Origin of the sequence: Caballeronia sp. LZ024 (assembly GCF_031451455.1) — a bacterium.
Taxonomy (GTDB): Bacteria; Pseudomonadota; Gammaproteobacteria; order Burkholderiales; family Burkholderiaceae; genus Caballeronia; species Caballeronia telluris.
In genome coordinates this window covers 1820553-1846632 of record NZ_JARUXL010000001.1, presented here as the reverse complement: position 1 = coordinate 1846632, position 26080 = coordinate 1820553, and the positions used below count along the sequence as shown (strand labels likewise).

Here is a 26080-nt window from a genome sequence, read left to right as displayed (position 1 = left end):
GCGTACCGCGCCCACGCCACGCAACGTATCAAGAGCGCCGCCGGCCCCGCCGGCGGCGTCGGTTTGAGGGTTCCACATTCGTCGCCGCATGGTAGCCGGTGACGCAAGAGGGTTTTTCGATGCAATCCGAAGCGCAATCCCTGATCAGCAGCACGATTTGTTCGACCGAGCCGGTGTTCGGCGGGCCGCTTCGACGTCGGGCGTCGCATGCGGTCGACGTCCGCTGGGGCGGCCAGCTCGTGACGATCGGCGGCGACGCGCCCGTGCGTGTCCAGTCGATGACCAACACGGACACGGCGGACGCCATCGGCACGGCCATCCAGATCAAGGAACTGGCGCAAGCCGGCTCCGAACTCGTGCGCATCACGGTCAACACGCCGGAGGCGGCCGCCGCCGTGCCGCACGTGCGCGACCAACTGGACCGCATGGGCGTGACGGTGCCGCTCGTCGGCGATTTTCACTACAACGGCCATCTGCTGTTGCGCGACTATCCCGCATGCGCCGAGGCGCTGTCGAAGTACCGGATCAATCCGGGCAACGTCGGGCAGGGCGCGAAGCGCGACACGCAGTTCGCGCAGATGATCGAAGCCGCCGCGCGCTACGACAAGGCGGTGCGCATCGGCGTGAACTGGGGCAGCCTCGACCAGGATCTGCTCGCCCGCATGATGGACGAGAACGCCGCGCGCGCCACGCCGTGGGACGCGCAAAGCGTGATGTACGAAGCGCTGATCCAGTCGGCGGTCGGATCGGCGGAACGCGCCGTCGAACTCGGACTCGGGCGCGATCGCATCATCCTGTCGTGCAAGGTGAGCGGCGTGCAGGACCTGATCGCGGTGTATCGCGAACTCGCGAAACGCTGCAGCTTCGCGCTGCATCTCGGGCTGACCGAAGCCGGCATGGGCTCGAAGGGCATCGTCGCGTCGACGGCGGCGCTGTCGGTGCTGCTGCAGGAAGGCATCGGCGACACGATCCGCATCTCGCTCACGCCGGAACCGGGCGGCGCGCGCACGGGCGAAGTGGTCGTCGGCCAGGAAATTTTGCAGACGATGGGCCTGCGTTCCTTCACGCCGATGGTGATCGCGTGTCCGGGCTGCGGGCGCACGACGAGCACGCTGTTCCAGGAACTCGCCTCGCAGATTCAGTCTTATCTGCGCAACGAGATGCCGGTCTGGCGTGACCAATACCCGGGCGTCGAGAAAATGCACGTCGCGGTGATGGGCTGCATCGTCAACGGACCAGGCGAATCGAAGCACGCGAATATCGGCATCAGCCTGCCGGGTTCGGGCGAGAATCCGGCGGCGCCCGTGTTTATCGACGGCGTGAAGGTCAAGACGCTGCGCGGCGAGCATATTGCCCAGGAATTCCAGCAAATCGTGAGCGACTACGTCGCGCGCACCTACGGCCGTCGCGAAGAGACGGCCGCGGCATCACTCTAAAGACAGATGACAGAACAGAAGAAACGGCTCGAAAAACTGAGCGGCGTGAAGGGCATGAACGACATCCTCCCGCAGGATGCCGCGTTGTGGGAGTTCTTCGAATCGACGGTCAAGTCGATGCTGCGCGCCTACGGTTATCAGAACATTCGCACGCCGATCATCGAGCATACGCAGCTCTTCACGCGTGGGATCGGCGAAGTGACCGATATCGTCGAGAAGGAAATGTACAGCTTCGTCGATGCGCTCAACGGCGAGCATCTGACGATGCGTCCGGAGAACACGGCGGCCGTCGTGCGCGCGACGATCGAGCACAACCTGCTCTACGACGGCCCGAAGCGCCTGTGGTACATCGGTCCGATGTTCCGTCACGAGCGTCCGCAGCGCGGGCGGTATCGCCAGTTCCATCAGGTCGGCGTGGAAGCGCTCGGCTTCGCGGGCCCCGATGCCGACGCCGAAATCATCATGATGTGCCAGCGTCTCTGGGACGACCTCGGTCTTACCGGCATTCGCCTCGAACTCAATTCGCTCGGCCAGGCCGATGAACGCGCCGCGCATCGCAAGGAACTGATCGCGTATCTCGAAAAGCACGTCGACCTGCTCGACGAGGAAGCGAAGCGGCGTCTTTACACGAACCCGCTGCGCGTGCTCGACACGAAGAATCCGGCGCTGCAGGAGATTGCGCAGAACGCGCCGAAGCTCGTCGATTTCCTCGGCGACGAATCGCGTGCGCATTTCGAAGGCGTTCAGCGTCTTCTGAAAGCGAACAATATTCCGTTCAAGATCAATCCGCGCCTCGTGCGCGGGCTCGATTATTACAACCTCACCGTGTTCGAATGGGTGACCGACAAGCTCGGCGCGCAGGGCACGGTCGCGGGCGGTGGGCGCTACGATCCGCTGATCGAACAGCTCGGCGGCAAGCCGACCAAGGCGTGCGGCTGGGCGATGGGCGTCGAGCGGATTCTCGAACTGTTGAAGGAAGAGCAGCTCGTGCCGGAAGCCGAAGGCACGGATGTCTACGTCGTTCACCAGGGCGAAGCGGCGGCCGAGCAGGCGTTCATCATCGCCGAGCGGCTGCGCGACACGGGTCTTGACGTGATCCTGCATTGCAGCCCGGAAGGCGCATCGGCGAGCTTCAAGTCGCAGATGAAGAAAGCCGACGCGAGCGGCGCCGCGTTCGCCGTGATTCTCGGCGAGGACGAACTGGCGCAGGGCACGGTCGGCATCAAGCCTCTGCGCGCGGTCGAGGGCGACGGTCAGAAGAACGAGCAGTCGAACGTTCCGCTGGAAAACTTGACCGAATTTCTAATCAATGCGATGGTTGCATCCGCCGACGACGGCGCTGATTAAATTTTAGGCAGCGACCGTGCGCGCAGTGCGCGATCGAGAGGATCGCGCGTGGTGCGCGCCAAAACCAAGGCGCAGAAGGAATAGTTGGGCAATGAGCTATCACGACGAACAAGAATCGCTGGAAAATCTGAAGCACTGGTGGGCCAAGTGGGGCAACGCGACGACATGGATTGTCCTCGCCGTGCTCATCGTGGCCGCGGGCTACAACGGCTGGAATTTCTGGCAGCGTCGCCAGGCGGCCGAGGCCGCCGTGCTGTACGACCAGGTGCAGCAGGCGGTCAACGCGAACGACAAGGCGAAGATCGCGCGCGTCGCCTCCGACATGGAGGACAAGTTCGGCAGCACCGCGTATGCGCAGATGACCGCGCTCGCTGCCGGCAAGGCGCTCTACACGGCGGGCGATACGGCGGCCGCGAAGGCCCAGTTGCAATGGGCCGTCGATCACGCCAGGGACGCCGAGTACAAGCAGATCGCGAAGCTGCGCCTGTCGCTCGTGCTCCTCGACGAAAAAGCCTACGACGCCGGCCTCAAGGTGCTGGCCGATGCGCCGCTCGACGCGTTCAAGGGCGTCGTGTCGGATCGACGCGGCGACCTGCTCGCGGCGCAGGGCAAGCGCGACGATGCGCGCGCCGCCTACAAGCTGGCGCTCGACTCGCTGCCGTCGAGCGACACGTCCGCGCGCCAACTGGTCCAGTTCAAACTGGACGCGCTCGGCGGCTGAGGCGCTCGGCCGACATCCGCCGCATCCGAACCATCGCCGCACCGTAAGCCGACGGGCACGCGCCGGGAAGCATGCCGGCGGCGCCCGCGGCGCACGCCGATCAATCGAATCTCCTAATCAATGTTGCGTCTACCGATGACTTTTCTGAAACGCTACGCTCTCCCGTTCGCCTGCGCGATGACCGCCTTGCTCGCGGCCTGCTCAGCCACCAAGGACGAACGCCGCGTGCCGACTCCGCTCGTCGAAATCAAGCCGGTCCTGAACGTCGAACAGGCGTGGAAGGCGAGCGTCGGCAAGGCTGGCCGCTATCTGTTCACGCCGGTCGCCTTCGGTGACATGGTGTTCGCCGCGGGCGCGAACGGCACGGTCGCCAAGATTGATGCAAAGACCGGTCTGGACGTGTGGCGCACGAAGCTCAAGGACGATCTGTCCGCGGGCGTCGGCAGCGACGGCAACCTGACGGCGGTCGGCGGCCTCAAGGGTTCCGTCTACGCACTCGGACCCGACGGCAAGGAATTGTGGACGGCCGTCGCACCGGGCGAAATCGTGTCGCCGCCGCTCGTCGGCAATGATCTGGTGATCGTGCGCACGATCGACGGCAAGGTCGTCGCGTTCAATGCGCAGACCGGCGAGCAGAAGTGGGTGTTCCAGATCCGCGCGGTGCCGCTCAACCTGCGCGTCGCGGCCGGCATGACGTTCGCCGGCAACCAGGCGGTGCTCGCGGGCTTCCCGGGCGGCACGTTCGCCGCGATCAACCTGCAGACGGGCGACGCCTACTGGCAAACGCCGGTGTCGTTCCCGAAGGGCGTGACGGAAGTCGAGCGCATCAACGACGTGACCGGCGCGCCGTCGCTCGTCGGCGCGCAGACCTGCGCGGTGACGTTCCAGGGCCGTATCGGCTGCTTCGATGCTAATTCGGGCCGTCCCGTCTGGGAGAAGGCGTTTTCGAGCGACAGCGGTCTGGCGGCGGACGATCAGACCGTGGCCGCCGGCGACGACTGGTCGGTCGTCAACGCGTTTCGCGCAGCCGATGGCGTGCCGCTCTGGAAGAGCGACAAGCTGAAGAACCGTCAGGTCAGCGTGCCTTATATCCTGGGCCGCACGGTCGTCGTCGGCGATTTCGAGGGCTATGTGCATTTCCTCGATACGTCGAAGGGCGAACTGGTCGGCCGCGCGAAGACGGACGGCAGCGGGATCAGCGCCGCGCCCGTGCTCGCCGGCGACACGCTCGTCGTCCAGACCAAGGACGGCGGTCTGTTCGGTTTCCGTCCGCGCTGAGTTTTCATCGTGACCTGATCCGCGAGCCGGCGCTGCCGGCTCGCGCGCTTTATCGGCGCGTCGTAACATGACGGCGCGTCGCGCGGCAAAGAAGTCGCCCACGCGCGTGCGCCGCGCGTTCGATAGGAACAGAAGTAGAAGCGAGGCGCCAGGCATGAGCGCACACTCGCAACAATCACGCGCGGTGGGCGTCGAAACGGCGACACGGCAGCCGCGAAAGAACGCCAACCGGCGCCAGGCTTCGTGCCGACTCCGCGCATCCGACGCGTCCAAGGGCGCCGCATGCCGAATCCATGCTAATTTTCGACAAACGCAGGCTTTCCCGCGGCGTTTCCGTGGCCCGGGCGTATCACGCGCCGGTGTCGCTCGCCTTGCGTTCAACTGTGAACACGATCTGATGAAACCCGTAATTGCCCTCGTGGGGCGCCCCAATGTGGGGAAATCGACCCTTTTCAACCGGCTGACGCGCTCGCGAGACGCGCTCGTCGCCGACCTGCCCGGACTCACGCGCGACCGCCACTACGGCGAAGGGCGCGTCGGCGAGCGCCCGTATCTGGTCGTCGACACGGGCGGCTTCGAGCCCGTCGCGAAGGACGGCATCCTGCACGAAATGGCGCGCCAGACGCGCCAGGCGGTGGAGGAGGCGGACGTCGTCGTGTTCATCGTCGACGGGCGCAACGGCCTCGCGCCGCAGGACAAGGCGATCGCGGATTATCTGCGCAAGACGGGACGGCCGCTCTTTCTGGTCGTCAACAAGGCGGAGGGCATGAAGTACAGCGCGGTCGCCGCCGACTTCTACGAACTCGGCCTCGGCGACCCGCGCGCGATCTCGGCGGCGCACGGCGACGGCGTCAACGAAATGATCGGCGATGCGCTCGAAATCGCCTACGCCGGTCAGCCGGAAGAGGACGACGACGAAAAGGCGCAGCACGGCGTGAAGATCGCGATCGTCGGGCGGCCGAACGTCGGCAAGTCGACGCTCGTGAACGCGCTGATCGGGGAGGAGCGCGTGATCGCGTTCGACATGCCGGGCACGACGCGCGATTCGATCTATGTTGATTTCGAGCGGCAAGGCCGCAAATACACGCTGATCGACACGGCGGGGCTGCGTCGTCGCGGCAAGGTGTTCGAGGCGATCGAAAAGTTCTCGGTCGTGAAAACCTTGCAGTCGATTTCGGATGCGAACGTCGTGATCCTTCTGCTCGACGCCCAGCAGGATATTTCCGAGCAGGACGCGCACATCGCGGGCTTCGTGGTCGAGCAGGGCCGGGCGCTCGTGGTGGGCGTGAACAAGTGGGACGGGCTCGATTCGCACGTGCGCGAGCGGACCAAGGCGGATCTTACGCGCAAGCTCAAGTTCCTGGACTTCGCGAAGTTTCACTATGTGTCGGCGCTGGAGAAGACGGGCATCGGCCAGCTGATGAAGTCGGTCGACGACGCGTACGCCGCCGCGATGGCGAAACTGCCGACGCCGAAGCTCACCCGCGCGCTGATCGACGCGGTGGAATTCCAGCAGCCGCGGCGTCGCGGGCCGGTGCGTCCGAAGCTGCGTTATGCGCACCAGGGCGGACAGAATCCGCCGATTATCGTCGTGCACGGCAACGCGCTCGACGCGATCACGGATACGTATAAGCGCTACCTGGAAGGGCGCTTCCGCGAAACTTTCGGGCTGGCCGGGACTCCATTGCGCATAGAGTTTCGTTCAAGCCGAAACCCTTACGCGGACAAGGGCTGAGTCCCGCGCGCACCAAGCGTTTGGCCGCCTGGCCGAACTGGTGCGGAAAAGAAAATCGGCTATAGTGTAGCGATTGTTGGCGGATCTCTTTTTCTTCGCACACAATCACGTTCAACCTGCAAAAAACACGGAGTTTGCTATGAGCAACAAAGGGCAATTGTTACAAGACCCGTTTTTGAACGCACTGCGTAAAGAGCACGTGCCGGTGTCGATCTATTTGGTCAACGGCATCAAGCTTCAAGGGAACATCGAATCGTTCGACCAGTACGTCGTGTTGCTCCGCAATACGGTCACCCAGATGGTCTACAAGCACGCCATTTCCACGGTCGTGCCGGCCCGTCCGGTGAATTTCCACCCGGACGCTGAATCGTCCTAAACCACGTCGCGGCCGGCGAACCAACGTCAATAAAAACTGACTCGCCGGTCGCTTCAAAAAAGCCAAAACCTCAATTTGATCAACGCCGCGCTCGTCGGCATCGACTTCGGCAAAATCGATTTCGAAGCCAGTCTGGAAGAACTCAGCCTGCTCGCACAAAGTGCGGGCGCCAATCCCGCCGTCACGCTCACCGGCCGCCGCTCGAGCCCCGATGCCAAGATGTTCGTCGGCAGCGGCAAGGTCGAGGAACTGCGTCTCGCCTGCGAGGCGAACGACGTCGAACTCATCATCTTCAATCACGCCCTCGCGCCCGCGCAGCAGCGCAATCTCGAAGTCGCGCTCAACCGCCGGGTCGTCGACCGGACGAGCCTGATCCTCGACATCTTCGCGCAGCGCGCCCGCAGCCACGAAGGCAAGCTGCAGGTGGAACTCGCCCAGCTCCAGTATCTGTCAACACGCCTCATTCGCGCGTGGACTCACCTGGAACGTCAGAAGGGCGGTATCGGCCTGCGCGGCCCGGGCGAAACGCAGCTGGAAACCGACCGGCGGCTGATCGGCGAGCGCATCAAGGCGCTCAAGACGCGGCTCGAGAAGCTGCGCCGTCAGCACGGCACGCAGCGTCGTCAGCGGGTGCGCAACCGGACGATGTCGGTGTCGCTCGTCGGTTATACGAACGCCGGCAAGTCGACGCTCTTCAACGCGCTCACCAAGGCGCAGGCCTACGCCGCCGACCAGCTCTTCGCCACGCTCGACACGACTTCGCGCCGCGTCTATCTCGGCGAGGAAGCGGGGCATGTCGTGGTGTCGGACACGGTCGGGTTCATTCGCGAGTTGCCGCACCAGCTGGTCGCGGCGTTTCGCGCGACGCTCGAGGAAACCATCCACGCGGACCTGTTGCTGCACGTGGTCGATGCGTCGAGCGCGGTGCGGCTCGACCAGATCGAACAGGTGAACGAAGTGCTGCGCGGCATCGGCGCCGACACGATTCCGCAGATTCTCGTTTTCAACAAGATCGACGCCGTGCCCGAGCTGGCGGCCCGCGGCGACGCGGTTGAAAGGGACGAGTATGGTAATATTTCGCGCGTCTTTTTGAGCGCACGCACGGGCCAGGGGCTCGACGCGCTGCGCGCTGCCATCGCCGAAATCGCTGTAGCCGATGCCGGTGTGTCGGGCTTAGAAGCGGGCTTAGAAGCGGGCTTAGAAGCGGGTCCGGAAGCGGGCTTGGAAGCGGACGAGTCCGAATCGAGCGGGCAAAGCGAATCGCCCGACGTCACGGAATCGGCAGAATCCACAGAATCAACCGAATCAACGCAATCCTCGTCGCACGATGCAACCGCGCTGCCGGAAGACCAACGGCCAGCCGAACAGCACGACGAACACGACGACCGCAAGATCCCCGAGCACGGGCATTGAGCGCTTCAGATGCATTGACCCGGCTGTCCAATGGTGAATCACCGAGTGAACGACTACAACGAGCGGAGTAACCGGCAGCATTCGCGTGCCGTCTTTTCGATCGACGATCCGCGCTGGGGGCGGGGCGACGGTAATGGCGGCAGCAGGAACGAACCGAAGCGTCCTTCGGACCCGAAGCGCCCGGGCAACGGGCGCGACGGCGAAGGTCCGCCCGATCTCGATGAAATGTGGCGCGACTTCAACCGGCGCCTGGCCGGTCTGTTCGGCAAGAAGCCCGGCAACGGCGCACCGCGGACCGACAACGGCCGGGGCGCGAAGATCGGCTTCGGGATCGTCGTCGGCGTGCTGATCGCGATCTATTTCGGCAGCGGCGTGTTCGTCGTACAGGACGGGCATGTCGGCGTCGTGTCGCAGTTCGGCAAGTTCAGGGCGACGGCGGAGCAGGGCATCCATTGGCGCCTGCCGTATCCGTTCCAGTCGCACGAGATCGTCAACACCGCGCAGATCCGCTCGGTCGAAGTGGGCCGCAACAACACGCTCACGCAGGCGAACGTGCGCGACGCGTCGCTGCTCACGCAGGACGCCGACATCGTCGACGTGCGCTTTGCCGTGCAGTATCAGATCAAGTCGCCGACCGACTATCTCTTTCGCAATCTCGATCCCGACCAGAGCGTGACGCAGGCCGGCCAGGCCGCGATCCGCGAGATCGCGGGCGCCGAGCCGAGCGACAACCTGCTCTATAACGATCGCGAGGCGCTGCGCGCCCGGCTGATCGATACGATCCAGCGTTCGCTCGACGCGTACAAGACCGGTCTTCAGGTGACGGGCGTCACGCTGCAGAGCGTGCAGGTGCCGTCGCAGGTGCAGCCAGCGTTCGAGGAAGCCGCGAAGGTACGCCAAGACAACGAGCGCGCCCGCGACACCGCCCGTGCCTACGCCAATCAGTTGCTGCCGCGCGCGAAGTCCGATGCGGCACGCTCGATCGATGAGGCCACCGCGTACAGCAATCGCGTGGTCGCGCAGGCGCAAGGCGATGCCGAGCGCTACAAGCAGGTCTACGCCGAATACTCGAAGGCTCCCGCCGTGGTTCGTCAACGCATGTACCTGGACACGATGCAGCAGATCTATTCGCGCGCGACGAAGGTATTCGTCGACAGTAAGTCAGGCAACAACATCATCTATCTGCCGCTCGACAAGCTCGCCGAGGCCGGCAGGCAGCGCGCAGGCGAAGCGGCCGGCGCCACTGGCGCGGCAGACGCGGCAAGCGGCGCGCCAGCGGCCGGGGCGCCCGCTGCGGCCTCGGGCGCCGCCGCAGCCACCGCGCTGCCGGCCAGTGCGGCCAGCGCGGGCGCGGCGAGCGGCGCAAGCCAGAGCGCGGCAAACGATCCGCTGCGCTCGCGCGATGCGTTCCGCACGCGCACGCGTCAAGACGACCTTCAATAAGGAGCGCGATCATGAATCGAATCATTGCGCTCGTCGTGGCGGTCGTCATCGTGCTGTTCATCGGATCTTCGATGATCTTCGTCGTCGACGAGCGGCATGCCGCCGTCGTGTCCGCGCATGGCGAAGGCAATCCGAAGCTCGACGGCCCGGGTCTGCACTTCAAGCTGCCGCCGCCGTTCCAGACCCTCACGCTGATCGACACCCGCACGCTCACCATCGACGAACCTGGCTCCGACCGATTCACGACCTCGGACAAGAACGAAGTGCTCGTGAACACGGTGATCAAGTATCGCGTGGCCGATCCGCTCAAGCTCTTCGTGAGCAACGAGAAGAACACGCAGACCGCGCAGGAACGGCTTACCGCGCTCGCGCGCACCTCGCTTGCGAGCGCGTTCACGAAGCGCTCGCTCAACGAGGCGCTCGCGCAGCAGCAGGCGCTCGCCGGCGAAGCGCTGAAGTCGGTTCAGGAGCCGGCGGCTGCGTTCGGCGTCGAGCTCGTCGATCTGCAACTGACGCGCATCGACTTTCCGCCTGCCGTCGCGGATTCGGTCTACAAGCGCATGATCGCGGCGCGCCAGCAGGCGGCCGCCGACGAGCGCGCGAAGGGCACGGCCGACGCCGACAAGATCAAGGCCGACGCGGACCGCCAGCAGCAGGCGATCCTCTCCGAGGCCTACAGCCAGGCGCAGACGATCAAGGGCGAAGGCGACGGCCGTGCCGCCGCGATCGCCGCCGAAGCGTATGGCGCCGATCCGCAGTTCTACCAGTTCTATCAGAGCCTCGAAGCGTATAAGAAGACGTTCAAGCCCGGCGACGTGATGGTCGTCGATCCGAGCAGCGACTTTTTCCGCTTCATGCGCAGCCCGAATGGCGGAGCGGACGTGCTCGCCCCGCTCAAGCGCTAGTTGCCCGCGTGCCGCCTCGCGGCGGCACCTTCATGCATATGGATATGGCTGCGACGTTATTGCTGGCGCTTGCGCTGATGCTGATCATCGAAGGGATGTTTCCCTTCGTGTTTCCGACCGCCTGGCGCGACACGTTTCGCCGCATCGCCGAGCGGCCGACGCACCATATCCGCATCGGCGGCCTGATCGCGATGGCGCTCGGGCTGATCCTGCTTCTGATCGCGACTTAGAATCTCCGGCGCGCGGTTCATCCGCGCCCGTCGTTGCGGCCTGCCTTTTCCGGACAAGCCCGCGCGCCGCTCAACACCCGTAGGAAAAGTATCGATGTCGACCTGGTTACTCCCCGAGAATATCGCCGACGTGTTGCCGTCGGAAGCCCGCAAGATCGAAGAGTTGCGCCGCCGGCTGCTCGACCGTTTCCGGTCGTACGGCTACGAGCTCGTGATGCCGCCGATGCTCGAGTATCTGGAGTCGTTGCTCACGAGCGGCGGCACGGACCTCAATCTGCGCACCTTCAAGCTCGTCGACCAGCTCTCCGGCCGCACGCTCGGCCTGCGCGCCGACATCACGCCGCAGGTGTCGCGCATCGACGCGCATCTGCTGAACCGCCAGGGCGTGACGCGCCTCTGCTATGCGGGCAACGTGCTGCACACGCGTCCGCGCGGCCTGCACGCGACGCGCGAGCAGATTCAGATCGGCGCGGAAATCTACGGTCACGCGGGCCTCGAAGCCGATCTCGAAATCCAGACGCTGATGCTCGATTCGCTGCATCTGGCGGGTCTGTCGAAGGTTCGCCTGGACTTGTGCCACGCGGGCGTGCTCGCGGCGCTGCTCGAACTGGAGCCGGCGGCGGCGTCGCTCGGCGAGGCGCTCTTCGGCGCGCTCGCGAGCAAGGACGTGCCGCGTCTCAATGAACTGACGGCGCATCTCGGCCAGGTGCCGCGCGAGGCGTTGCGCGCGCTGCCGTCGCTTTACGGCGATGCCTCGGTGCTCGAAACGGCGCGCGGGCGCCTGCCGAATCTGCCGGTGATCTCCCGCGCGCTCGACGATCTCGCGTTCCTCGCGGCTCAGGCGAACGGCGCCGAACTGATGATCGATCTCGCCGATCTGCGCGGCTACGCGTACCACAGCGGGGTCATGTTCTCGGCGTATGTGGACGGCGTGCCCAACGCGGTCGCGCGCGGCGGCCGTTATGACGATGTCGGTTTGGCATACGGCCGTGCGCGTCCGGCGACGGGCTTCTCGCTCGATCTGCGCGAAGTCGCGCGCATTTCGCCCGTCGACGCACGCGGCAGCGCCATCCTCGCGCCGTGGAAGCACGACGAGCCGCTGCGCGCGGCGGTCGCGGCCTTGCGCGACGCGGGCGAAGTCGTGATCCAGGCGCTGCCGGGCCATGACCACGATCTCGATGAATTCGCCTGCGACCGCGTGCTCGTCGAGCGCGACGGCCGGTGGACCGTCGAGGCCCGCCAGTAACGGAAACGGCCACATCCTTGATCGGCAACGCATTTTTTTAGCATCCGCTGATCGACGCGCGTTCACGAATACCGGGAAAAACTCGGAACCTTTCGCGAACATAGGTAAAATACGTTTTTAACCAGCTAACGAATCAACATGTCTGCCAGTGCAGTGAATGTGAACCCGGGGCGCAACGTCGTCGTCGTGGGCACCCAGTGGGGTGATGAGGGCAAAGGCAAGATCGTCGACTGGCTGACGGACCACGCCCAGGGCGTCGTGCGCTTCCAGGGCGGTCACAACGCGGGCCACACGCTCATCATCGGCGGCAAGAAAACCATCTTGCGTCTGATTCCCTCGGGCATCATGCGCGCTGGCACGGCGTGCTACATCGGCAATGGCGTCGTGCTGTCGCCGGAAGCGCTCTTCAAGGAAATCGGCGAGCTCGAAGCCGCCGGCATCGACGTTCAGAAACGTCTGTTCATTTCCGAAGCCGCCACGCTGATCCTCCCGTATCACGTCGCCATCGACCAGGCGCGCGAAGCACGCCGCGGCGCGGGCAAGATCGGCACGACGGGGCGCGGCATCGGCCCGGCGTACGAAGACAAGGTCGGCCGCCGCGGCTTGCGCGTGCAGGATCTCTTCGACGCGCCGCTCTTCGCCGAACGCCTGCGCGAAACGCTCGACTTCCACAATTTCGTGCTGACGCAGTATCTGGGCGCGGCCGCGGTCGACTATCAGGAAACGCTCGACACGATGCTCGGCTACGCCGACCGTCTGGCGCCGATGGTGACCGACGTCTCCCGCCGTCTCTACGACGAGAACCACGCTGGCCGCAATCTGCTGTTCGAAGGCGCGCAAGGCACGCTGCTCGACGTCGACCACGGCACCTATCCGTACGTCACGTCGAGCAATTGCGTCGCGGGCGCGGCGACCTCGGGCGCGGGCGTTGGTCCGCAAAAGCTGAACTACATCCTCGGCATCACGAAGGCGTATTGCACGCGCGTCGGCGCGGGTCCGTTCCCGAGCGAGCTGTACGACGCCGACAACGCCGAGCGCCAGGAACAGGTCGGTCTGACGCTTGCCACCGTCGGCAAGGAATTCGGTTCGGTCACGGGCCGTCCGCGCCGCACCGGCTGGCTCGACGCCGCCGCGCTGCGCCGCTCGATCCAGATCAACGGCATTTCGGGCCTGTGCATGACGAAGCTCGACGTGCTCGACGGCCTTGAGGAAGTGAAACTCTGCGTCGGCTACACGCTCGACGGCAAGCCGGTCGACATCCTGCCGCGCGGCGCCTCGGAAGTCGAGCGCTGCGAGCCGGTGTACGAAACGTTCGGCGGCTGGAAGGAGAGCACCATCGGCATCACGCAATGGGACAGCCTTCCGGCGAACGCGCGCGCTTATCTCTCGCGCGTGCAGGAAGTGGCGGGCGTGCCAATCGACATGGTGTCGACCGGTCCGGATCGCGACGAAACCATTCTGCTGCGTCATCCGTTCAAGGTCTAAGCAGACCGGGAACCGATCGCTTCGAAAAAGTATGGCCGCGTGAAGCGGCCATATTTCATATCAACCGTAGTACGTATTTGAAAGAGCAAGACCATGATCGCGATGAAGGATCCGCGCAACGACGACAAGAACCTCTGGGTCGGCTGGGATGAATATCACCGGCTGATCGAACTGCTCGCGCTCACGGTGCACGAATCCGGCTGGAAGTTCGACAAGATCCTGTGCCTCGCGCGCGGCGGCCTGCGCGTCGGCGATCAGCTGTCGCGCATCTACGACCTGCCGCTCGCCATTCTCGCGACGAGTTCGTACCGCGAAGCCGCCGGCACGGAGCAGGGCGATCTAGACATCGCGCAGTACATCACGATGACGCGCGGCGATCTGTCCGGCAACGTGCTGCTCGTCGACGACCTGGTCGATTCGGGCGTCACGCTCGCGCGCGTGCAGGAGCATCTGAAGGAGCGTTATCCGGCGATCACCGCGGTGCGCTCGGCGGTGCTGTGGTACAAGGCGTGCTCGAAGGTGAAGCCGGACTACCACGTGCAGTACCTCGAAACGAATCCGTGGATCCATCAGCCGTTCGAGGAGTGGGACACGGTGCGTCCGCACAATCTCGGCGCATGGATCAAGCGCGGCACGCAAAACGGCCGCGCCTGATTGCACCGCGATCCGCTCCGGCTCGACGCCGTCCGCTCATGCCAGAGGCATGGCCGGACGGCGTTTTCATTGATGTGTCGTGCGTGCGCGGTGTAATCGCCGTCGCGACGCGCTCGCGCGGTCCGTGCGCATGAGCGCGCATCTCAGCCAATCCGACGCAATGCTAAACTGCCTCGTCTTTCCCGCTTCCGTGGCGTCCCGGCAACACGGAACCGGCGGTTTGCGTGCGACGTTAGAATGGCGTTCGTTTTTTCCGCCTCAAACGGATACCTCGCGTTTATGACCAACCTGACTCACGCGCAAGAGCGCAAGCAGCCTCTCCCGACACTGGCGCTCGCCGCCATCGGCATAGTGTTCGGCGACATCGGCACGAGTCCCCTGTATGCGCTGAAAGAAGCGTTCAGCCCATCGCACGGCATCGGACTCTCCGATGCCTCCATTCTCGGCGTCATCTCCTTGCTGTTCTGGGCGATCGTGATCGTGGTCGCGATCAAGTACGTGCTCTTCGTCATGCGCGCCGACAACAACGGCGAAGGCGGCGTCCTCGCGCTGATGACGCTTGCGCTGCGGACTTTCAGCAATACCGGGCGCATCTCCGGCATCCTGATGATGCTCGGCATCTTTGGCGCATGCATGTTCTACGGCGACGCGGTCATCACGCCGGCGATGTCGGTAATTTCGGCGGTCGAAGGGCTCGAGATCGCCGCGCCGAAACTCTCACCCTACGTGCTGCCGATCACGATGGTCATCCTCGTCATGCTCTTCTGGATCCAGCGGCGCGGCACGGCGGTCGTCGGGCGGCTCTTCGGACCGATCATGCTGCTGTGGTTCGTGACGCTCGCGGTGCTCGGCGTCTATCACATCGTGCTCGAACCGCGCGTGATCATCGCGCTCAATCCGTACTACGCGTTCTCGTTCATGGCCGAGCATGTTTTGCAGGCGTATATCGTGCTCGGCTCGGTCGTGCTCGTGCTGACCGGCGCCGAGGCGCTCTACGCCGACATGGGCCACTTCGGCGCGAAGCCGATCCGGATCGGCTGGTATTGCCTCGTGATGCCGTCGCTGCTTCTCAACTACTTCGGCCAGGGCGCGCTCCTGATGCATTCGCCGCAGGCCATCCAGAGCCCGTTCTTCCTGCTTGCGCCCGACTGGGCGCTGCTGCCGCTCGTGATCCTCTCGACCATCGCGACCGTGATCGCGTCGCAGGCGGTGATCTCGGGCGCGTATTCGCTGACGAGCCAGGCGATTCAGCTCGGCTACGTGCCGCGCATGAAGATCCTGCATACGTCGGAGCTGGCGATCGGCCAGATCTACATCCCGCTCGTGAACTGGATGCTGCTCTTCATCATCTTGTGCATCGTGATCGGCTTCAAGAGTTCGGAAAATCTCGCGGCGGCCTACGGCCTCGCCGTCACCGCGACGATGATCGTCACGACGATGCTCGCCTCCGTCGTGATGACCAAGCTCTGGGGATGGAACAAGGCGGTCGTGACCGGGATCATCGGCGTGTTCTTTCTCGTCGATCTCGGCTTCTTCGGCGCGAGTCTTCTCAAGATCGAGCAGGGCGGCTGGCTGCCGCTGTGCATCGGCGGGGCGCTCTTTTTCCTGCTGATGACGTGGTACAAGGGCCGCATGATCGTGAAGGACCGCACCGCGGCCGACGGCATCCCGCTGATGCCGTTCCTCCAGGGGCTACTCGCGCATCCGCCGCATCGCGTGTCGGGCACGGCTATCTATCTGACCGGCAGCGATTCGCTCGTGCCGGTGAGCCTGCTGCACAACCTGAAGCACAACAAGGTGCTGCACGAGCGCACGATCTTCCTCAACTTCAAGACGCGCGACATTCCCTACGTCGAGGATACGGAGCGGCTAGAGGTGAAGGACATCGGCGGTGGGCTCTTTCTCGTGAAGGCGGCCTACGGCTTCAACGAGACGCCCGACGTGAAGGCCGTGCTCGAACAGATCAGCCGCACGCACGCGATGACCTTCGAACTGATGGACACGTCGTTCTTCATGGCGCGCGAGACCGTCGTGCCGACGGAACTGCCGGGCATGTCGGTATGGCGTGAGCGCGTGTTCGCCTGGATGCACCAGAACGCGGCCAAACCGACCGATTTCTTCAGCATCCCGGCCAACCGGGTCGTTGAACTCGGGACGAAGATCGAAATCTGAGTCGCGGTGATGTCGTGAAAAAAACGAGCCCCAATCGGGGCTCGAATGCTTTCTGGGCAGCGGTTCAGTGCGCCGGCGCTTCCATCTCGGCGCGCGTCGGCGCCCGCGCCACCGCGTGCTGGCGCACCGACCAGCTCACGCCGCCCAGCAGCAGCACGATCGCCAGCACTTCGGGCACGCGCGGCAGCCGCGCGTCGTAGACGAACGCGTAAAGCAGCGCGAAGAGCGTCTCGAATGCGATCATCTGACCCGACAATGTGAGCGGCAGGCGCTTGGCCGCGGCGTTCCAGAGCGTGTTGCCGAGCCACGATCCGCCGAGCGCGAGCGCGAAGCTCACGATCCAGAAGGTCTGCCAGCGCGCCGGCGCGACGCTCGCCTGCACGGTGCCGTGCGGCAGCAACATCAGCACGATCCACACGACGGCGCCGAGCATGCCGGTCACGATACCCCACAGCACGGACCACTCGTTGCCGTCGAAGTGCGTGTTGGCTTGCAGATAGCGCGAGTTGACGACCGCGTACCACGTCCACGCGGCGAGCGCACCGGCCGCGCACGCGAGGCCGCCGAGCTTGGTGGCGATGCTCGTCGTGCTGCCGGCGGCATCGCTGAAAACGTCGATGTTGATGCACACGATGCCCGCCACGACCATCGCGAGGGGCCAGAAGAGGCGCTTGAGGTCGATCGCGCCGTGATCGCGCCGGCCGGCGAGCGTCACGGTGACAGGCAGAATCCCGACGATCAGCGACGACGGCGCGACGCCCACCATCTGCACGGCGGTCGCGAGCAGCATGTAGTAGAGCAGGTTGCCGACGAGCGCGAGCTTGACGAGCGCGACGAGGTCGGCGCGCGTGAGCTTGGCGGCGAGCCGCCGCGCGAAAGGCAGCGCGAACGCGAGCGAAACGAGGCCGTACATCACGTAGCGCCCGCTGCTCAGGTAGAGCGGCGAAAAATCGGGCAACAGGTGCGGCGCGAGAAAAATGAAACCCCAGATGGCACCGGCCATCACCCCATATGCGACACCGCGTTGCATCGACTGCTCCAGCATGACGTGAGGAAAGGCGCGCAGCGTATCACGCCGACCGGGCAGGCCGTCTTGTCGAAAGCTGCAATCGGATGCCGCCCGGCTGCGGGAAAAACGTTCGCGAAGCCAGCCGAACATCCGAAAACGGCGCGAAAACAGGGCGAACCGGGAAGCGAAATCGACGGTCGAAAGAAGGTCCGGAAATTGCCTCCAAAACGCGTAAGCCGATGTTCGGTCAGTGAAAAACCGGGGAACTATCGGTATAATCTGCTTTTGCGCCCATAGGATTTGCCATGCGTCTGATCCATCAAGCACTCACGTTCGATGACGTGCTCCTCGTGCCCGCGTTTTCCAACGTTCTCCCGCGCGACACCAGCCTCAAGTCCCAGCTGACCCGCAAGATTTCCCTGAACATGCCCCTCGTGTCCGCCGCCATGGACACGGTCACCGAAGGCCGCCTCGCGATCGCGATGGCGCAGATGGGTGGCGTCGGCATCGTTCACAAGAACCTCACCGCCGCCGAGCAGGCCCGCGAAGTCGCTAAAGTGAAGCGCTTCGAATCGGGCGTCGTGCGCGATCCGATCACCGTTCCGCCGCAGATGCGCGTGCGCGACGTCATCGCCCTCACGCAACAGCATGGCATTTCGGGCTTTCCGGTGGTCGAAGGCGCGCAGCTGATCGGTATCGTGACCAATCGCGACCTGCGTTTCGAAGAGCGCATGGACGAGCCGGTGCGCAGCATCATGACGCCGCGCGAGCGTCTCGTGACGGTCAAGGAAGGCACGCCGCTCGCCGAAGCGAAAGCGCTGATGCACAGCCATCGGCTGGAGCGCGTGCTCGTCGTGAACGACGCGTTCGAACTGCGCGGCCTGATGACCGTGAAGGACATCACCAAGCAGACCGAACACCCGGACGCCTGCAAGGACGAACACGGCAAGTTGCGCGTGGGCGCGGCGGTGGGCGTCGGCGCGGACAATGAAGAGCGCGTCGAACTGCTGGCGGCGGCGGGCGTCGACGTGATCGTCGTCGATACGGCGCACGGCCACAGCCAGGGCGTGCTCGAACGCGTGCGCTGGGTCAAGCAGCGTTATCCGCATATCGAAGTGATCGGCGGCAACATCGCGACCGCTTCGGCGGCCAAGGCGCTCGTCGAATACGGCGCGGACGCGGTGAAGGTCGGCATCGGCCCCGGTTCGATCTGCACGACGCGCATCGTCGCGGGCGTCGGCGTGCCGCAGATCACGGCGGTGTCGAACGTGTCGGAAGCGCTGAAGGGCAGCGGCGTGCCGGTCATCTCCGACGGCGGCGTGCGCTTCTCCGGCGACGTCGCGAAAGCGCTCGCCGCCGGCGCGGACGCGGTGATGATGGGCAGCATGCTCGCGGGCACGGAAGAATCGCCCGGCGACGTGTTCCTGTTCCAGGGCCGTCAGTACAAGGCGTATCGCGGCATGGGCTCGGTCGGCGCAATGAAGGACGGCGCGGCGGACCGCTATTTCCAGGACAACTCCGCGAACATCGACAAGCTGGTGCCGGAAGGCATCGAGGGCCGCGTCGCGTACAAGGGCTCGGTCAACGCGATCCTGTTCCAGGTCGTCGGCGGCGTGCGCGCGAGCATGGGCTACTGCGGCTGCCGCACGATCGGCGAAATGCACGACAAGGCCGAGTTCGTTCAGATCACGGCGGCGGGCATGCGCGAATCGCACGTGCACGACGTCCAGATCACCAAGGAAGCGCCCAACTACCACGTGGACTAAACCATGAAACCGTTGCTGCGGGCCGTACTCGTCATCAATGCCCTGATCTTTCTCGCGTTCGGCGTGTTGTTTTTGCTGACGCCTTGGGCTGCGTTGTACAGCGCGTTGCAACTGGTTCAGGTGCAGCCTGCGTTTGCCGGGCAATTGCTCGGCATCGCGCTGATCGGGTTGTCGTGGCTCTCGTTTCATGCGGCCGTCGATGGCGCGCTCACCGCGACTGCCGCGAAGGTGTCGGGGCATGTCGAGTGGCTGTCGGGCGTCGTGTTGCTGGTCTGGCTGCTCGGCCTGCGTACCCCGGAACTCGCCGCGTTCGGTCAGATCGTTTCCGCGTTGACGGGCGTCGTGCTGCTGGTCCTCGGACTCGGCAGCGTGCGGCTCGCTTCGGCCGTTCGCCGGCGCGAGCGCGCGCAGGCGGCCGGCGCGGTGTCGGCGGAACGTGCCGAGAAGCATGCCGAGAAGCGTGCAGCGGACAAGCGCGATGAGATTCGCACGACGCCGCCGGTCGTGCCGCCCGCAGCCCCAACCACGCGTCGCGCCGATCCGCTCTCGGGCGAACCGGTCGCGGGCGAGTCGTTCGACGTCGCAGGCCGTCCGGCGGCGCGTGCGCCCGCCGCCACCGCGATTGATCCGGTGACGGGCCGCACGATCGACCCGGCTACCGGCCGTCCGACCGGCGCCACTTTCGATCCGGCGACGGGTCGCACCATCGACGCCGTGACCGGCGAGCGCGCGGAGCCCCGGATTGCACCGGACCCGCTGCGCCCCGACACGCGCTGAATGCCGCATGAGCGAAACGCGCGATGTCCGGTCCGGGCGTTTCACGATGACAAGACCACCTGCGGTCGGCACTTCGTGCCGGCCGTCGATTTTCCGGCGCGAGCCGTGCGTCGCGATGACGTCCGGCCACAGCGCCGCTCCTTACCGTAACCGTTCTCTTCGCCTTTGGCCGCTGCCATGCACGACAAAATCCTGATCCTCGATTTCGGCTCCCAAGTCACCCAGCTGATCGCGCGACGCATCCGCGAATCGCACGTCTACTCGGAAATCCATCCGTACGACGTCGACGAGGTCTTCATCCGCGAGTTCGCGCCCAAGGGCATCATCCTCTCGGGCGGTCCGAACTCGGTCACCGAAGCCGGATCGCCGCGCGCGCCGCAGATCGTCTTCGACCTGGGCGTGCCGGTGCTCGGCATCTGCTACGGCATGCAGACGATGGCCGATCAACTGGGCGGCAAGGTCGAACTCGGCCTGTTGCGCGAATTCGGCTATGCGGAAGTGCGCGCGCACAACCACACGAGCTTCCTGAACGACATCGAGGATTTCCGCGACGCCGACGGCCACGGCATGCTGAAAGTCTGGATGAGCCACGGCGACAAGGTCGCTGACATGCCGGCCGGCTTCAGGCTGATGGCGTCGACGCCGTCGTGCCCGATCGCCGCGATGGCCGACGACGAGCGCCGTTTCTACGGCCTGCAATGGCATCCGGAAGTGACGCACACGGTGCAGGGCCGCGCGATGCTCGATCGTTTCGTGCTGGAACTGTGCGGCGCGACTCCCGACTGGGAGATGGGTCATTACATCGACGAAGCCGTCGAAAAGATTCGCGAGCAAGTCGGCGACGAGCATGTGATCCTGGGCCTGTCGGGTGGCGTCGATTCGTCGGTGGCGGCGGCGCTCTTGCATCGCGCGATTGGCGATCAACTGACGTGCGTGTTCGTCGATCATGGTTTGCTGCGCCTGAGTGAAGCCGAGCAGGTCATGTCCACGTTCGCCGATCATCTCGGCGTGAAGGTGATCCACGTCGATGCGAGCGCCGAGTTCCTCTCGAAGCTCGCGGGCGTGAGCGACCCGGAGGCGAAGCGCAAGATCATCGGCGCGGAATTCGTCGAGGTGTTCCAGGCCGAGGCGAACAAGCTGACCGATGCGAAGTGGCTCGCGCAGGGCACGATCTACCCGGACGTGATCGAATCGGCGGGCAAGGGCAAGAAGGGCGCGCATACGATCAAGAGTCATCACAACGTCGGCGGGTTGCCGGAAACGCTGAACCTGAAGCTGCAGGAGCCGCTGCGCGAACTCTTCAAGGACGAAGTGCGCGAACTGGGCGTGAAGCTTGGCTTGCCGCCGGCGATGGTTTATCGGCATCCGTTCCCCGGGCCGGGTCTCGGCGTGCGGATTCTCGGCGAAGTGAAGCGCGAGTTCGCGGACCTGCTGCGCCGCGCGGATGCGATCTTCATCGAGACACTGCGCACGACCATCGACAAGGAAACCGGCAAGTCCTGGTACGACCTGACGAGCCAGGCGTTCGCGGTGTTCCTGCCGGTGAAGAGCGTCGGCGTGATGGGCGACGGGCGGACCTACGAGTATGTCGTGGCGTTGCGCGCGGTGCAGACACAAGATTTCATGACGGCGCATTGGGCGCACCTGCCGCATGAATTGCTGGGGCATGTGTCGAATCGCATCATCAACGAAGTGCGCGGGATCAATCGGGTCGTGTACGACATTTCGGGCAAGCCGCCGGCGACCATCGAGTGGGAGTGAGGGCGGGGCGGTCTGCCTCGTTTAAAATTCTCGCGCAAGGGCACAGGCGCGATGGCTGGGCTGACCGACTCTCTCTTCTTTGCCATCTATCCCGACGCGGCGGCCGCCGCGCGCATCGCGCAGCTTGCGCTCAGGCTCAACATCGAGCACGGCCTGACGGGTAAGCCCGCCGCGACGGACCGCTTTCATGTGACGCTGCATCATCTGGGCGCGTTCGCGGGCTTGCCGGAAGACATCGTGGCACGCGCGAAGGAAGCGGTATCGAAGGTGCCGATGCCGCCGGTCGACGTGACGTTCGATCGCGTGTCGAGTTTTCCCGGGCGACGGAACAAGAAGCCGTTCGTCCTTCGAGCGGGCGCCGACGCCAATGTCGGCGCGCTTCACAACTTTCAGCAGGCGCTCGGCATCGCGCTGCAAACCGCCGGCCTTGCGGTCAAGGTCAATTCCCGTTTCACCCCGCACGTGACCTTGCTTTACGACGAGCGGCACCTCGGCGAGCAGGGCGTCGAGCCGATTCGATGGACCGCGCACGAGTTCGTGCTCGTGCGGAGTTTGCTGGGGCGATTGCAGTATGTGCAGCTTGCGCGGTGGCCGTTCTCCGCATGACCGCACGTCGTCGGTGCCTTTTGTCAATCACTGTCGGTTTCCAATAAGTTTTATTAGCTGTCGCATGAATATTGGCCCGGTCTAATGTTTGTCTCACAATAGCGGACGACAAGACCCCCGACGCGCCGATGCAGACTTCCCTCGCGAAGACACTCGAAGCATTCTCCTGCCGACCACCCGCGCCGCTAACGCCGCGGGATGCACCGCACGCTGCGGTCGTCGGCGGCGGCAATTCCGGCCGTCCGGCCAAAGCCGTTTTCCCGTTCCACTCGTCTAATCGATCTTCCTTCGCGGCTTTGCGTTCGTGCGCGGCTGCGCAGTTGATCGAACTCCCGCGCGCCACGCGCCTTTTCGCCGACAACGCGATGCCGCGCGCACGACGCGCCGCCGCGTCCTCCCCACGGCTTCAGAAAACAAGATGACCCAAGCACGCCTCATCCCGATCACGCCTGACTCCCACCACGTCCAGATCGACCTCGCCTACGCGACCGATCGCAATTTCACCGGCAAACCGATCTACAAAGCCGCGCATTGCCTGCTGCTCGAACCGGCCGAAGCCGCGCTGCGCCGCGCGGTCGGGATCGCGCGGAGCATCGGCACGACGCTGAAGATTTTCGACGCCTACCGTCCACCGCAAGCCCAGCAGGTGCTCTGGGACTTCCTGCCGGACCCGACCTTCATCGCCGAACTGGGTCGCGGCTCGAACCACAGCCGCGGCACGGCGATCGACCTGACGCTCGTCGATGCAAACGGCGCCGAACTCGACATGGGCACGGGCTTCGACGCGATGATCGCGGCGTCCGAGCATTTCCATGCTGGCCTGCCCGAGCACGTGCAACGCAACCGCACACTGCTGCTCGGCGTGATGCACGGCGCGGGCTTTACTCATATCGCGAGCGAGTGGTGGCATTATGAATTGCCGGGCTCGCGCGATCTCGCGGTCATCGACAACAGCGAAAGCGGACCGCTGCGCCTGATGTGAGCCGCAAGCAGCAGACAACAACCATCGACCGAACGGGAACGCGAAGATGAAACTCGTATTGCCTGACGTAAAAGCAGCCCTCGCAGCCCTCACCGCACTCGCAGCCGCATCGGCTTTGACGCTGACATCCGCCGGCCCGGCGCAGGCCGCGACGCCGAAGGACATGTTCGTCATGGCGACCTTGCTCGACGAATTCACCACGCTCGACCCCGGCGAGATCTACGAACTGGTGCCGGAGGAATACGTCGCGAATACCTACGACCGGCTTGTGCGCGTCGATCTGAAAGATCCGTCGAAGTTCAACGGCGACGTCGCAGCGTCGTGGACCGTGAGCCCCGACGGCCTGACCTTCACCTTCAAGATTCGCACGGGTCTCAAGTTTCACTCGGGCAACCCGCTCACGGCCGATGACGTGGCCTGGTCGATCCAGCGCACGGCGCTCCTCGACAAGGGTGCGGCCGCCGTGCTGGCGGGCATCGGCCTGACGAAAGACAACGCGCTGAAGAACGTGAAGAAGATCGACGACACGACCGTGTCGATCACCACCGACCAGAAGTACGCGCCGACCTTCGTGCTCAACGTGCTCGGTGCGTGGCCTGCGTCGGTCGTCGATCGCAAGCTCGCGGAGTCGCATGCGAAGGGTAACGACTTCGGCAACGAATGGCTGAAGACGAACGAAGCGGGCTCGGGCGCGTACAAGCTCGTGAAGTGGACCGCGAACGATTCGATCGTCCTGCAGCGCTCCGAAGGCTACCGCCTGCCGCTCGCGATGAAGCGCATCGTGCTGCGTCACGTGACCGAGGCGGCGAGCCAGCGCCTGATGATCGAGAACGGCGACATCGACGTCGCGCGCGACCTGAGCCCCGACGATCTCGACACGCTCTCGAAGGCCGGCAAGATCAAGGTGACGTCGGTACCGCAGGCGACGCTCATGTATCTCGGGCTGAACAACAAGAACCCGAATCTCGCGAAGCCCGACGTGCAGGAAGCAATGAAGTGGCTTATCGACTATCAGGGCATCCAGAAGAACGTGATCCGCACGACGTACAAGGTGCACCAGACCTTCCTGCCCGAAGGCTTTCTCGGCGCGCTGAATTCGAATCCGTATCATCAGGACGTCGCGAAGGCGAAAGCGCTGCTCGCGAAGGCGGGTCTCGCCGACGGCTTCACCGTGAAGATGGACGTGCGCAACGACTATCCGTACAGCGAGATCGCGCAGGCCGTGCAGGCGAATCTCGCGCTTGGCAACATCAAGGTGCAGCTCATGCCGAGCGACAACAAGCAGACGCTCGGGCGCTATCGCGCGCGTCAGCACGACATCTATATCGGCGAGTGGTCGGCGGATTACATCGATCCGCACAGCAACGCGCAGGGTTTTGCATGGAACCCGGACAACTCGGATGCATCGAGCTACAAGATGCTCGCATGGCGCAACTCGTGGGACATCCCCGCACTGACGAAGGAGACGCTCGCGGCGCTCGCGGAATCGTCGACGCAAAAGCGCGCGCAGATGTATCAGACGATGCAAAAGGAAATGCTCGCGAACTCGCCGTTCGTGATCATGTTCGAGAAGGTGTCGCAGGTGGCGGCGCGTCCGGGCGTGAGCGGGCTCGAAGTGGGGCCGATCAACGATCTCGTGTCGTACCGCGACCTGAAGAAGCAATAAGTGACGACCGCGCCGAGCACAGTCGAACGCGTGCGCGCGCTCGCCGCGCGCCGGGCCGACGTGCGCGTGACGCTGCGTCTCGCGCGCTGGATCGCGATGCTCGCCGTCACTTTCACGGGGCTGCTCGCGATCACGTTCTTCATCGGCCGCAAGATTCCGATCGATCCGGTGCTGGCGATTCTCGGCGACCGCGCGTCGGCCTCGGCGTATGCGGCCGCGCGCCTCGAACTCGGGCTTGACAGGCCGCTCATCGAGCAGTTCTTCATCTACGCGCGCGACGTGCTGCACGGGCATCTGGGCGTGTCGCTGCTGACGGCGAACCCCGTCATCGACGACATCAGGCGTGTGTTCCCCGCGACGCTCGAACTCGCGACGCTCTCGACGTTCGTCGGCGTGATGGTCGGCGTGCCGCTCGGCGTGATCGCGGCGGTGCGCCATAACCGCTGGATCGATCACGCAGCGCGCTTCATCGGCCTGATCGGCAGTTCGGTGCCGGTGTTCTGGCTCGCGCTGATGGGGCTCTTGCTCTTCTACGCGCGCCTGCACTGGGTCTCGGGCCCGGGCCGTCTCGATCCGCTTTACGACGGCATGGTCGATACCCGAACCGGCAGTCTCTTGATCGACGCCGCGATCGCGGGCGAGTGGGACGTGTTCGCCAATGCGTTCTCGCATATCGTGCTGCCGGCCGGCGTCCTCGCGTTCTATTCGATCGCGTATCTGAGCCGCATGACGCGCTCGTTCATGCTCGACCAACTGAGCCAGGAATACGTCACGACCGCGCGCGCGAAAGGGCTGACCGAGCGTCGGGTGATCTGGCGGCACGCGTTCGGCAACATCGCGGTGCCGCTTCTGACGGTGATCGCGCTTGCGTATAGCTATCTGCTGGAAGGATCGGTGCTGACGGAGATCGTGTTTGCCTGGCCTGGAATCGGCTCGTACCTGACGGGCGCGCTGCTCAACGCCGACATGAACGCCGTGCTCGGCAGCACGCTCGTGATCGGCGCCACGTTCATCACGCTCAACCTGCTGACGGACGCGCTTTATCGCGTGTTCGATCCGCGTGCGCGCTGAA

General features: G+C 64.7%; 21 protein-coding genes and 1 pseudogene. 21 read left to right on the top strand and 1 reads right to left on the bottom strand.

The features are described from left to right. Positions 1–119 precede the first annotated feature (119 nt). The 14 genes and pseudogenes from ispG (at position 120) to QCE48_RS08460 (ending at position 16441) form a co-directional block, all read left to right on the top strand. On the top strand, positions 120–1436 hold the full coding sequence (gene ispG / locus QCE48_RS08525; RefSeq protein ID WP_309785194.1) for a flavodoxin-dependent (E)-4-hydroxy-3-methylbut-2-enyl-diphosphate synthase: 1317 nt from the start codon (positions 120–122) through the stop codon (positions 1434–1436). A 6-nt stretch (positions 1437–1442) separates the two neighbouring features. Next, the gene (hisS, locus tag QCE48_RS08520; protein ID WP_309785196.1) at positions 1443–2783 is read left to right on the top strand and encodes a histidine--tRNA ligase; all 1341 of its coding nucleotides are present in this window, start codon (positions 1443–1445) and stop codon (positions 2781–2783) included. Between the two features lie 91 nt (positions 2784–2874). Beyond that, a complete protein-coding gene (locus QCE48_RS08515; RefSeq protein WP_087631144.1) occupies positions 2875–3504 on the top strand; it encodes a tetratricopeptide repeat protein in 630 nt (209 codons plus the stop codon). A gap of 135 nt (positions 3505–3639) precedes the next feature. After that, positions 3640–4782, top strand: a complete 1143-nt coding sequence (gene bamB / locus QCE48_RS08510; RefSeq protein ID WP_309785197.1) for an outer membrane protein assembly factor BamB — start codon at positions 3640–3642, stop codon at positions 4780–4782. 397 nt (positions 4783–5179) lie between these two features. After that, on the top strand, positions 5180–6517 hold the full coding sequence (der, locus tag QCE48_RS08505) for a ribosome biogenesis GTPase Der (RefSeq protein WP_116564602.1): 1338 nt from the start codon (positions 5180–5182) through the stop codon (positions 6515–6517). A gap of 139 nt (positions 6518–6656) precedes the next feature. Continuing rightward, entirely contained in the window at positions 6657–6893 is a 237-nt protein-coding gene (gene hfq / locus QCE48_RS08500; protein WP_006999489.1) for an RNA chaperone Hfq, read from the top strand. 75 nt (positions 6894–6968) lie between these two features. Continuing rightward, positions 6969–8051: pseudogene (hflX, locus tag QCE48_RS08495) on the top strand (GTPase HflX); the annotation flags it as partial. 300 nt (positions 8052–8351) lie between these two features. Next, positions 8352–9749, top strand: a complete 1398-nt coding sequence (gene hflK, locus QCE48_RS08490) for an FtsH protease activity modulator HflK (RefSeq protein WP_309785200.1) — start codon at positions 8352–8354, stop codon at positions 9747–9749. A gap of 11 nt (positions 9750–9760) precedes the next feature. Beyond that, positions 9761–10654: a protease modulator HflC gene (gene hflC, locus QCE48_RS08485; RefSeq protein ID WP_309785202.1), complete on the top strand. Its 894-nt coding sequence runs from the start codon at positions 9761–9763 to the stop codon at positions 10652–10654. 38 nt (positions 10655–10692) lie between these two features. Next, positions 10693–10884 (top strand): DUF2065 domain-containing protein, encoded by a 192-nt coding sequence (locus QCE48_RS08480; RefSeq protein ID WP_035930454.1) that lies wholly within the window; start codon positions 10693–10695, stop codon positions 10882–10884. 94 nt (positions 10885–10978) lie between these two features. Then, positions 10979–12130: an ATP phosphoribosyltransferase regulatory subunit gene (locus QCE48_RS08475; protein ID WP_309785203.1), complete on the top strand. Its 1152-nt coding sequence runs from the start codon at positions 10979–10981 to the stop codon at positions 12128–12130. A 138-nt stretch (positions 12131–12268) separates the two neighbouring features. Further along, on the top strand, positions 12269–13615 hold the full coding sequence (locus QCE48_RS08470; RefSeq protein ID WP_309785204.1) for an adenylosuccinate synthase: 1347 nt from the start codon (positions 12269–12271) through the stop codon (positions 13613–13615). 93 nt (positions 13616–13708) lie between these two features. Then, positions 13709–14269, top strand: a complete 561-nt coding sequence (locus tag QCE48_RS08465) for a phosphoribosyltransferase (RefSeq protein WP_309785206.1) — start codon at positions 13709–13711, stop codon at positions 14267–14269. 279 nt (positions 14270–14548) lie between these two features. Continuing rightward, positions 14549–16441: a potassium transporter Kup gene (locus tag QCE48_RS08460; protein WP_309785207.1), complete on the top strand. Its 1893-nt coding sequence runs from the start codon at positions 14549–14551 to the stop codon at positions 16439–16441. 64 nt (positions 16442–16505) lie between these two features. On the opposite strand, the gene QCE48_RS08455 is transcribed toward QCE48_RS08460, so the two are convergent. Beyond that, positions 16506–17471: a DMT family transporter gene (locus QCE48_RS08455; RefSeq protein ID WP_309785208.1), complete on the bottom strand. Its 966-nt coding sequence runs from the start codon at positions 17469–17471 to the stop codon at positions 16506–16508. Between the two features lie 284 nt (positions 17472–17755). On the opposite strand from QCE48_RS08455, the gene guaB reads away from it, so the two are divergent. The 7 genes from guaB (at position 17756) to QCE48_RS08420 (ending at position 26079) form a co-directional block, all read left to right on the top strand. Beyond that, positions 17756–19216, top strand: a complete 1461-nt coding sequence (guaB, locus tag QCE48_RS08450) for an IMP dehydrogenase (RefSeq protein ID WP_087631136.1) — start codon at positions 17756–17758, stop codon at positions 19214–19216. A 3-nt stretch (positions 19217–19219) separates the two neighbouring features. Next, positions 19220–19993 (top strand): hypothetical protein, encoded by a 774-nt coding sequence (locus QCE48_RS08445; RefSeq protein WP_309785209.1) that lies wholly within the window; start codon positions 19220–19222, stop codon positions 19991–19993. A gap of 177 nt (positions 19994–20170) precedes the next feature. Then, a complete protein-coding gene (gene guaA, locus QCE48_RS08440) occupies positions 20171–21754 on the top strand; it encodes a glutamine-hydrolyzing GMP synthase (RefSeq protein ID WP_309785210.1) in 1584 nt (527 codons plus the stop codon). Between the two features lie 51 nt (positions 21755–21805). Then, positions 21806–22360 (top strand): 2'-5' RNA ligase family protein, encoded by a 555-nt coding sequence (locus QCE48_RS08435; RefSeq protein WP_309785211.1) that lies wholly within the window; start codon positions 21806–21808, stop codon positions 22358–22360. Positions 22361–22778: 418 nt separating this feature from the next. Next, complete coding sequence (ddpX, locus tag QCE48_RS08430; protein ID WP_309785213.1) at positions 22779–23342, top strand: D-alanyl-D-alanine dipeptidase; 564 nt, start codon at positions 22779–22781, stop codon at positions 23340–23342. A gap of 46 nt (positions 23343–23388) precedes the next feature. Continuing rightward, complete coding sequence (locus tag QCE48_RS08425; RefSeq protein ID WP_309785215.1) at positions 23389–25008, top strand: ABC transporter substrate-binding protein; 1620 nt, start codon at positions 23389–23391, stop codon at positions 25006–25008. Continuing rightward, positions 25009–26079: an ABC transporter permease gene (locus QCE48_RS08420; RefSeq protein WP_309785217.1), complete on the top strand. Its 1071-nt coding sequence runs from the start codon at positions 25009–25011 to the stop codon at positions 26077–26079. The last annotated feature ends 1 nt before the right edge of the window (position 26080 follow it).

Excerpts from the sequence above, each read along its gene's own strand:
- QCE48_RS08455 (WP_309785208.1), bottom strand. The coding sequence starts at position 17,471 with ATGCAACGCGGTGTCGCATATGGGGTGATGGCCGGTGCCATCTGGGGT.
- hfq (WP_006999489.1), top strand. The coding sequence starts at position 6,657 with ATGAGCAACAAAGGGCAATTGTTACAAGACCCGTTTTTGAACGCACTG.
- QCE48_RS08465 (WP_309785206.1), top strand. The coding sequence starts at position 13,709 with ATGATCGCGATGAAGGATCCGCGCAACGACGACAAGAACCTCTGGGTC.
- hisS (WP_309785196.1), top strand. The coding sequence starts at position 1,443 with ATGACAGAACAGAAGAAACGGCTCGAAAAACTGAGCGGCGTGAAGGGC.
- guaB (WP_087631136.1), top strand. The coding sequence starts at position 17,756 with ATGCGTCTGATCCATCAAGCACTCACGTTCGATGACGTGCTCCTCGTG.
- QCE48_RS08425 (WP_309785215.1), top strand. The coding sequence starts at position 23,389 with ATGAAACTCGTATTGCCTGACGTAAAAGCAGCCCTCGCAGCCCTCACC.
- der (WP_116564602.1), top strand. The coding sequence starts at position 5,180 with ATGAAACCCGTAATTGCCCTCGTGGGGCGCCCCAATGTGGGGAAATCG.
- ispG (WP_309785194.1), top strand. The coding sequence starts at position 120 with ATGCAATCCGAAGCGCAATCCCTGATCAGCAGCACGATTTGTTCGACC.
- QCE48_RS08445 (WP_309785209.1), top strand. The coding sequence starts at position 19,220 with ATGAAACCGTTGCTGCGGGCCGTACTCGTCATCAATGCCCTGATCTTT.
- guaA (WP_309785210.1), top strand. The coding sequence starts at position 20,171 with ATGCACGACAAAATCCTGATCCTCGATTTCGGCTCCCAAGTCACCCAG.
- ddpX (WP_309785213.1), top strand. The coding sequence starts at position 22,779 with ATGACCCAAGCACGCCTCATCCCGATCACGCCTGACTCCCACCACGTC.
- QCE48_RS08460 (WP_309785207.1), top strand. The coding sequence starts at position 14,549 with ATGACCAACCTGACTCACGCGCAAGAGCGCAAGCAGCCTCTCCCGACA.
- hflC (WP_309785202.1), top strand. The coding sequence starts at position 9,761 with ATGAATCGAATCATTGCGCTCGTCGTGGCGGTCGTCATCGTGCTGTTC.
- bamB (WP_309785197.1), top strand. The coding sequence starts at position 3,640 with ATGACTTTTCTGAAACGCTACGCTCTCCCGTTCGCCTGCGCGATGACC.
- QCE48_RS08475 (WP_309785203.1), top strand. The coding sequence starts at position 10,979 with ATGTCGACCTGGTTACTCCCCGAGAATATCGCCGACGTGTTGCCGTCG.
- QCE48_RS08435 (WP_309785211.1), top strand. The coding sequence starts at position 21,806 with ATGGCTGGGCTGACCGACTCTCTCTTCTTTGCCATCTATCCCGACGCG.
- QCE48_RS08515 (WP_087631144.1), top strand. The coding sequence starts at position 2,875 with ATGAGCTATCACGACGAACAAGAATCGCTGGAAAATCTGAAGCACTGG.
- QCE48_RS08470 (WP_309785204.1), top strand. The coding sequence starts at position 12,269 with ATGTCTGCCAGTGCAGTGAATGTGAACCCGGGGCGCAACGTCGTCGTC.
- QCE48_RS08480 (WP_035930454.1), top strand. The coding sequence starts at position 10,693 with ATGGATATGGCTGCGACGTTATTGCTGGCGCTTGCGCTGATGCTGATC.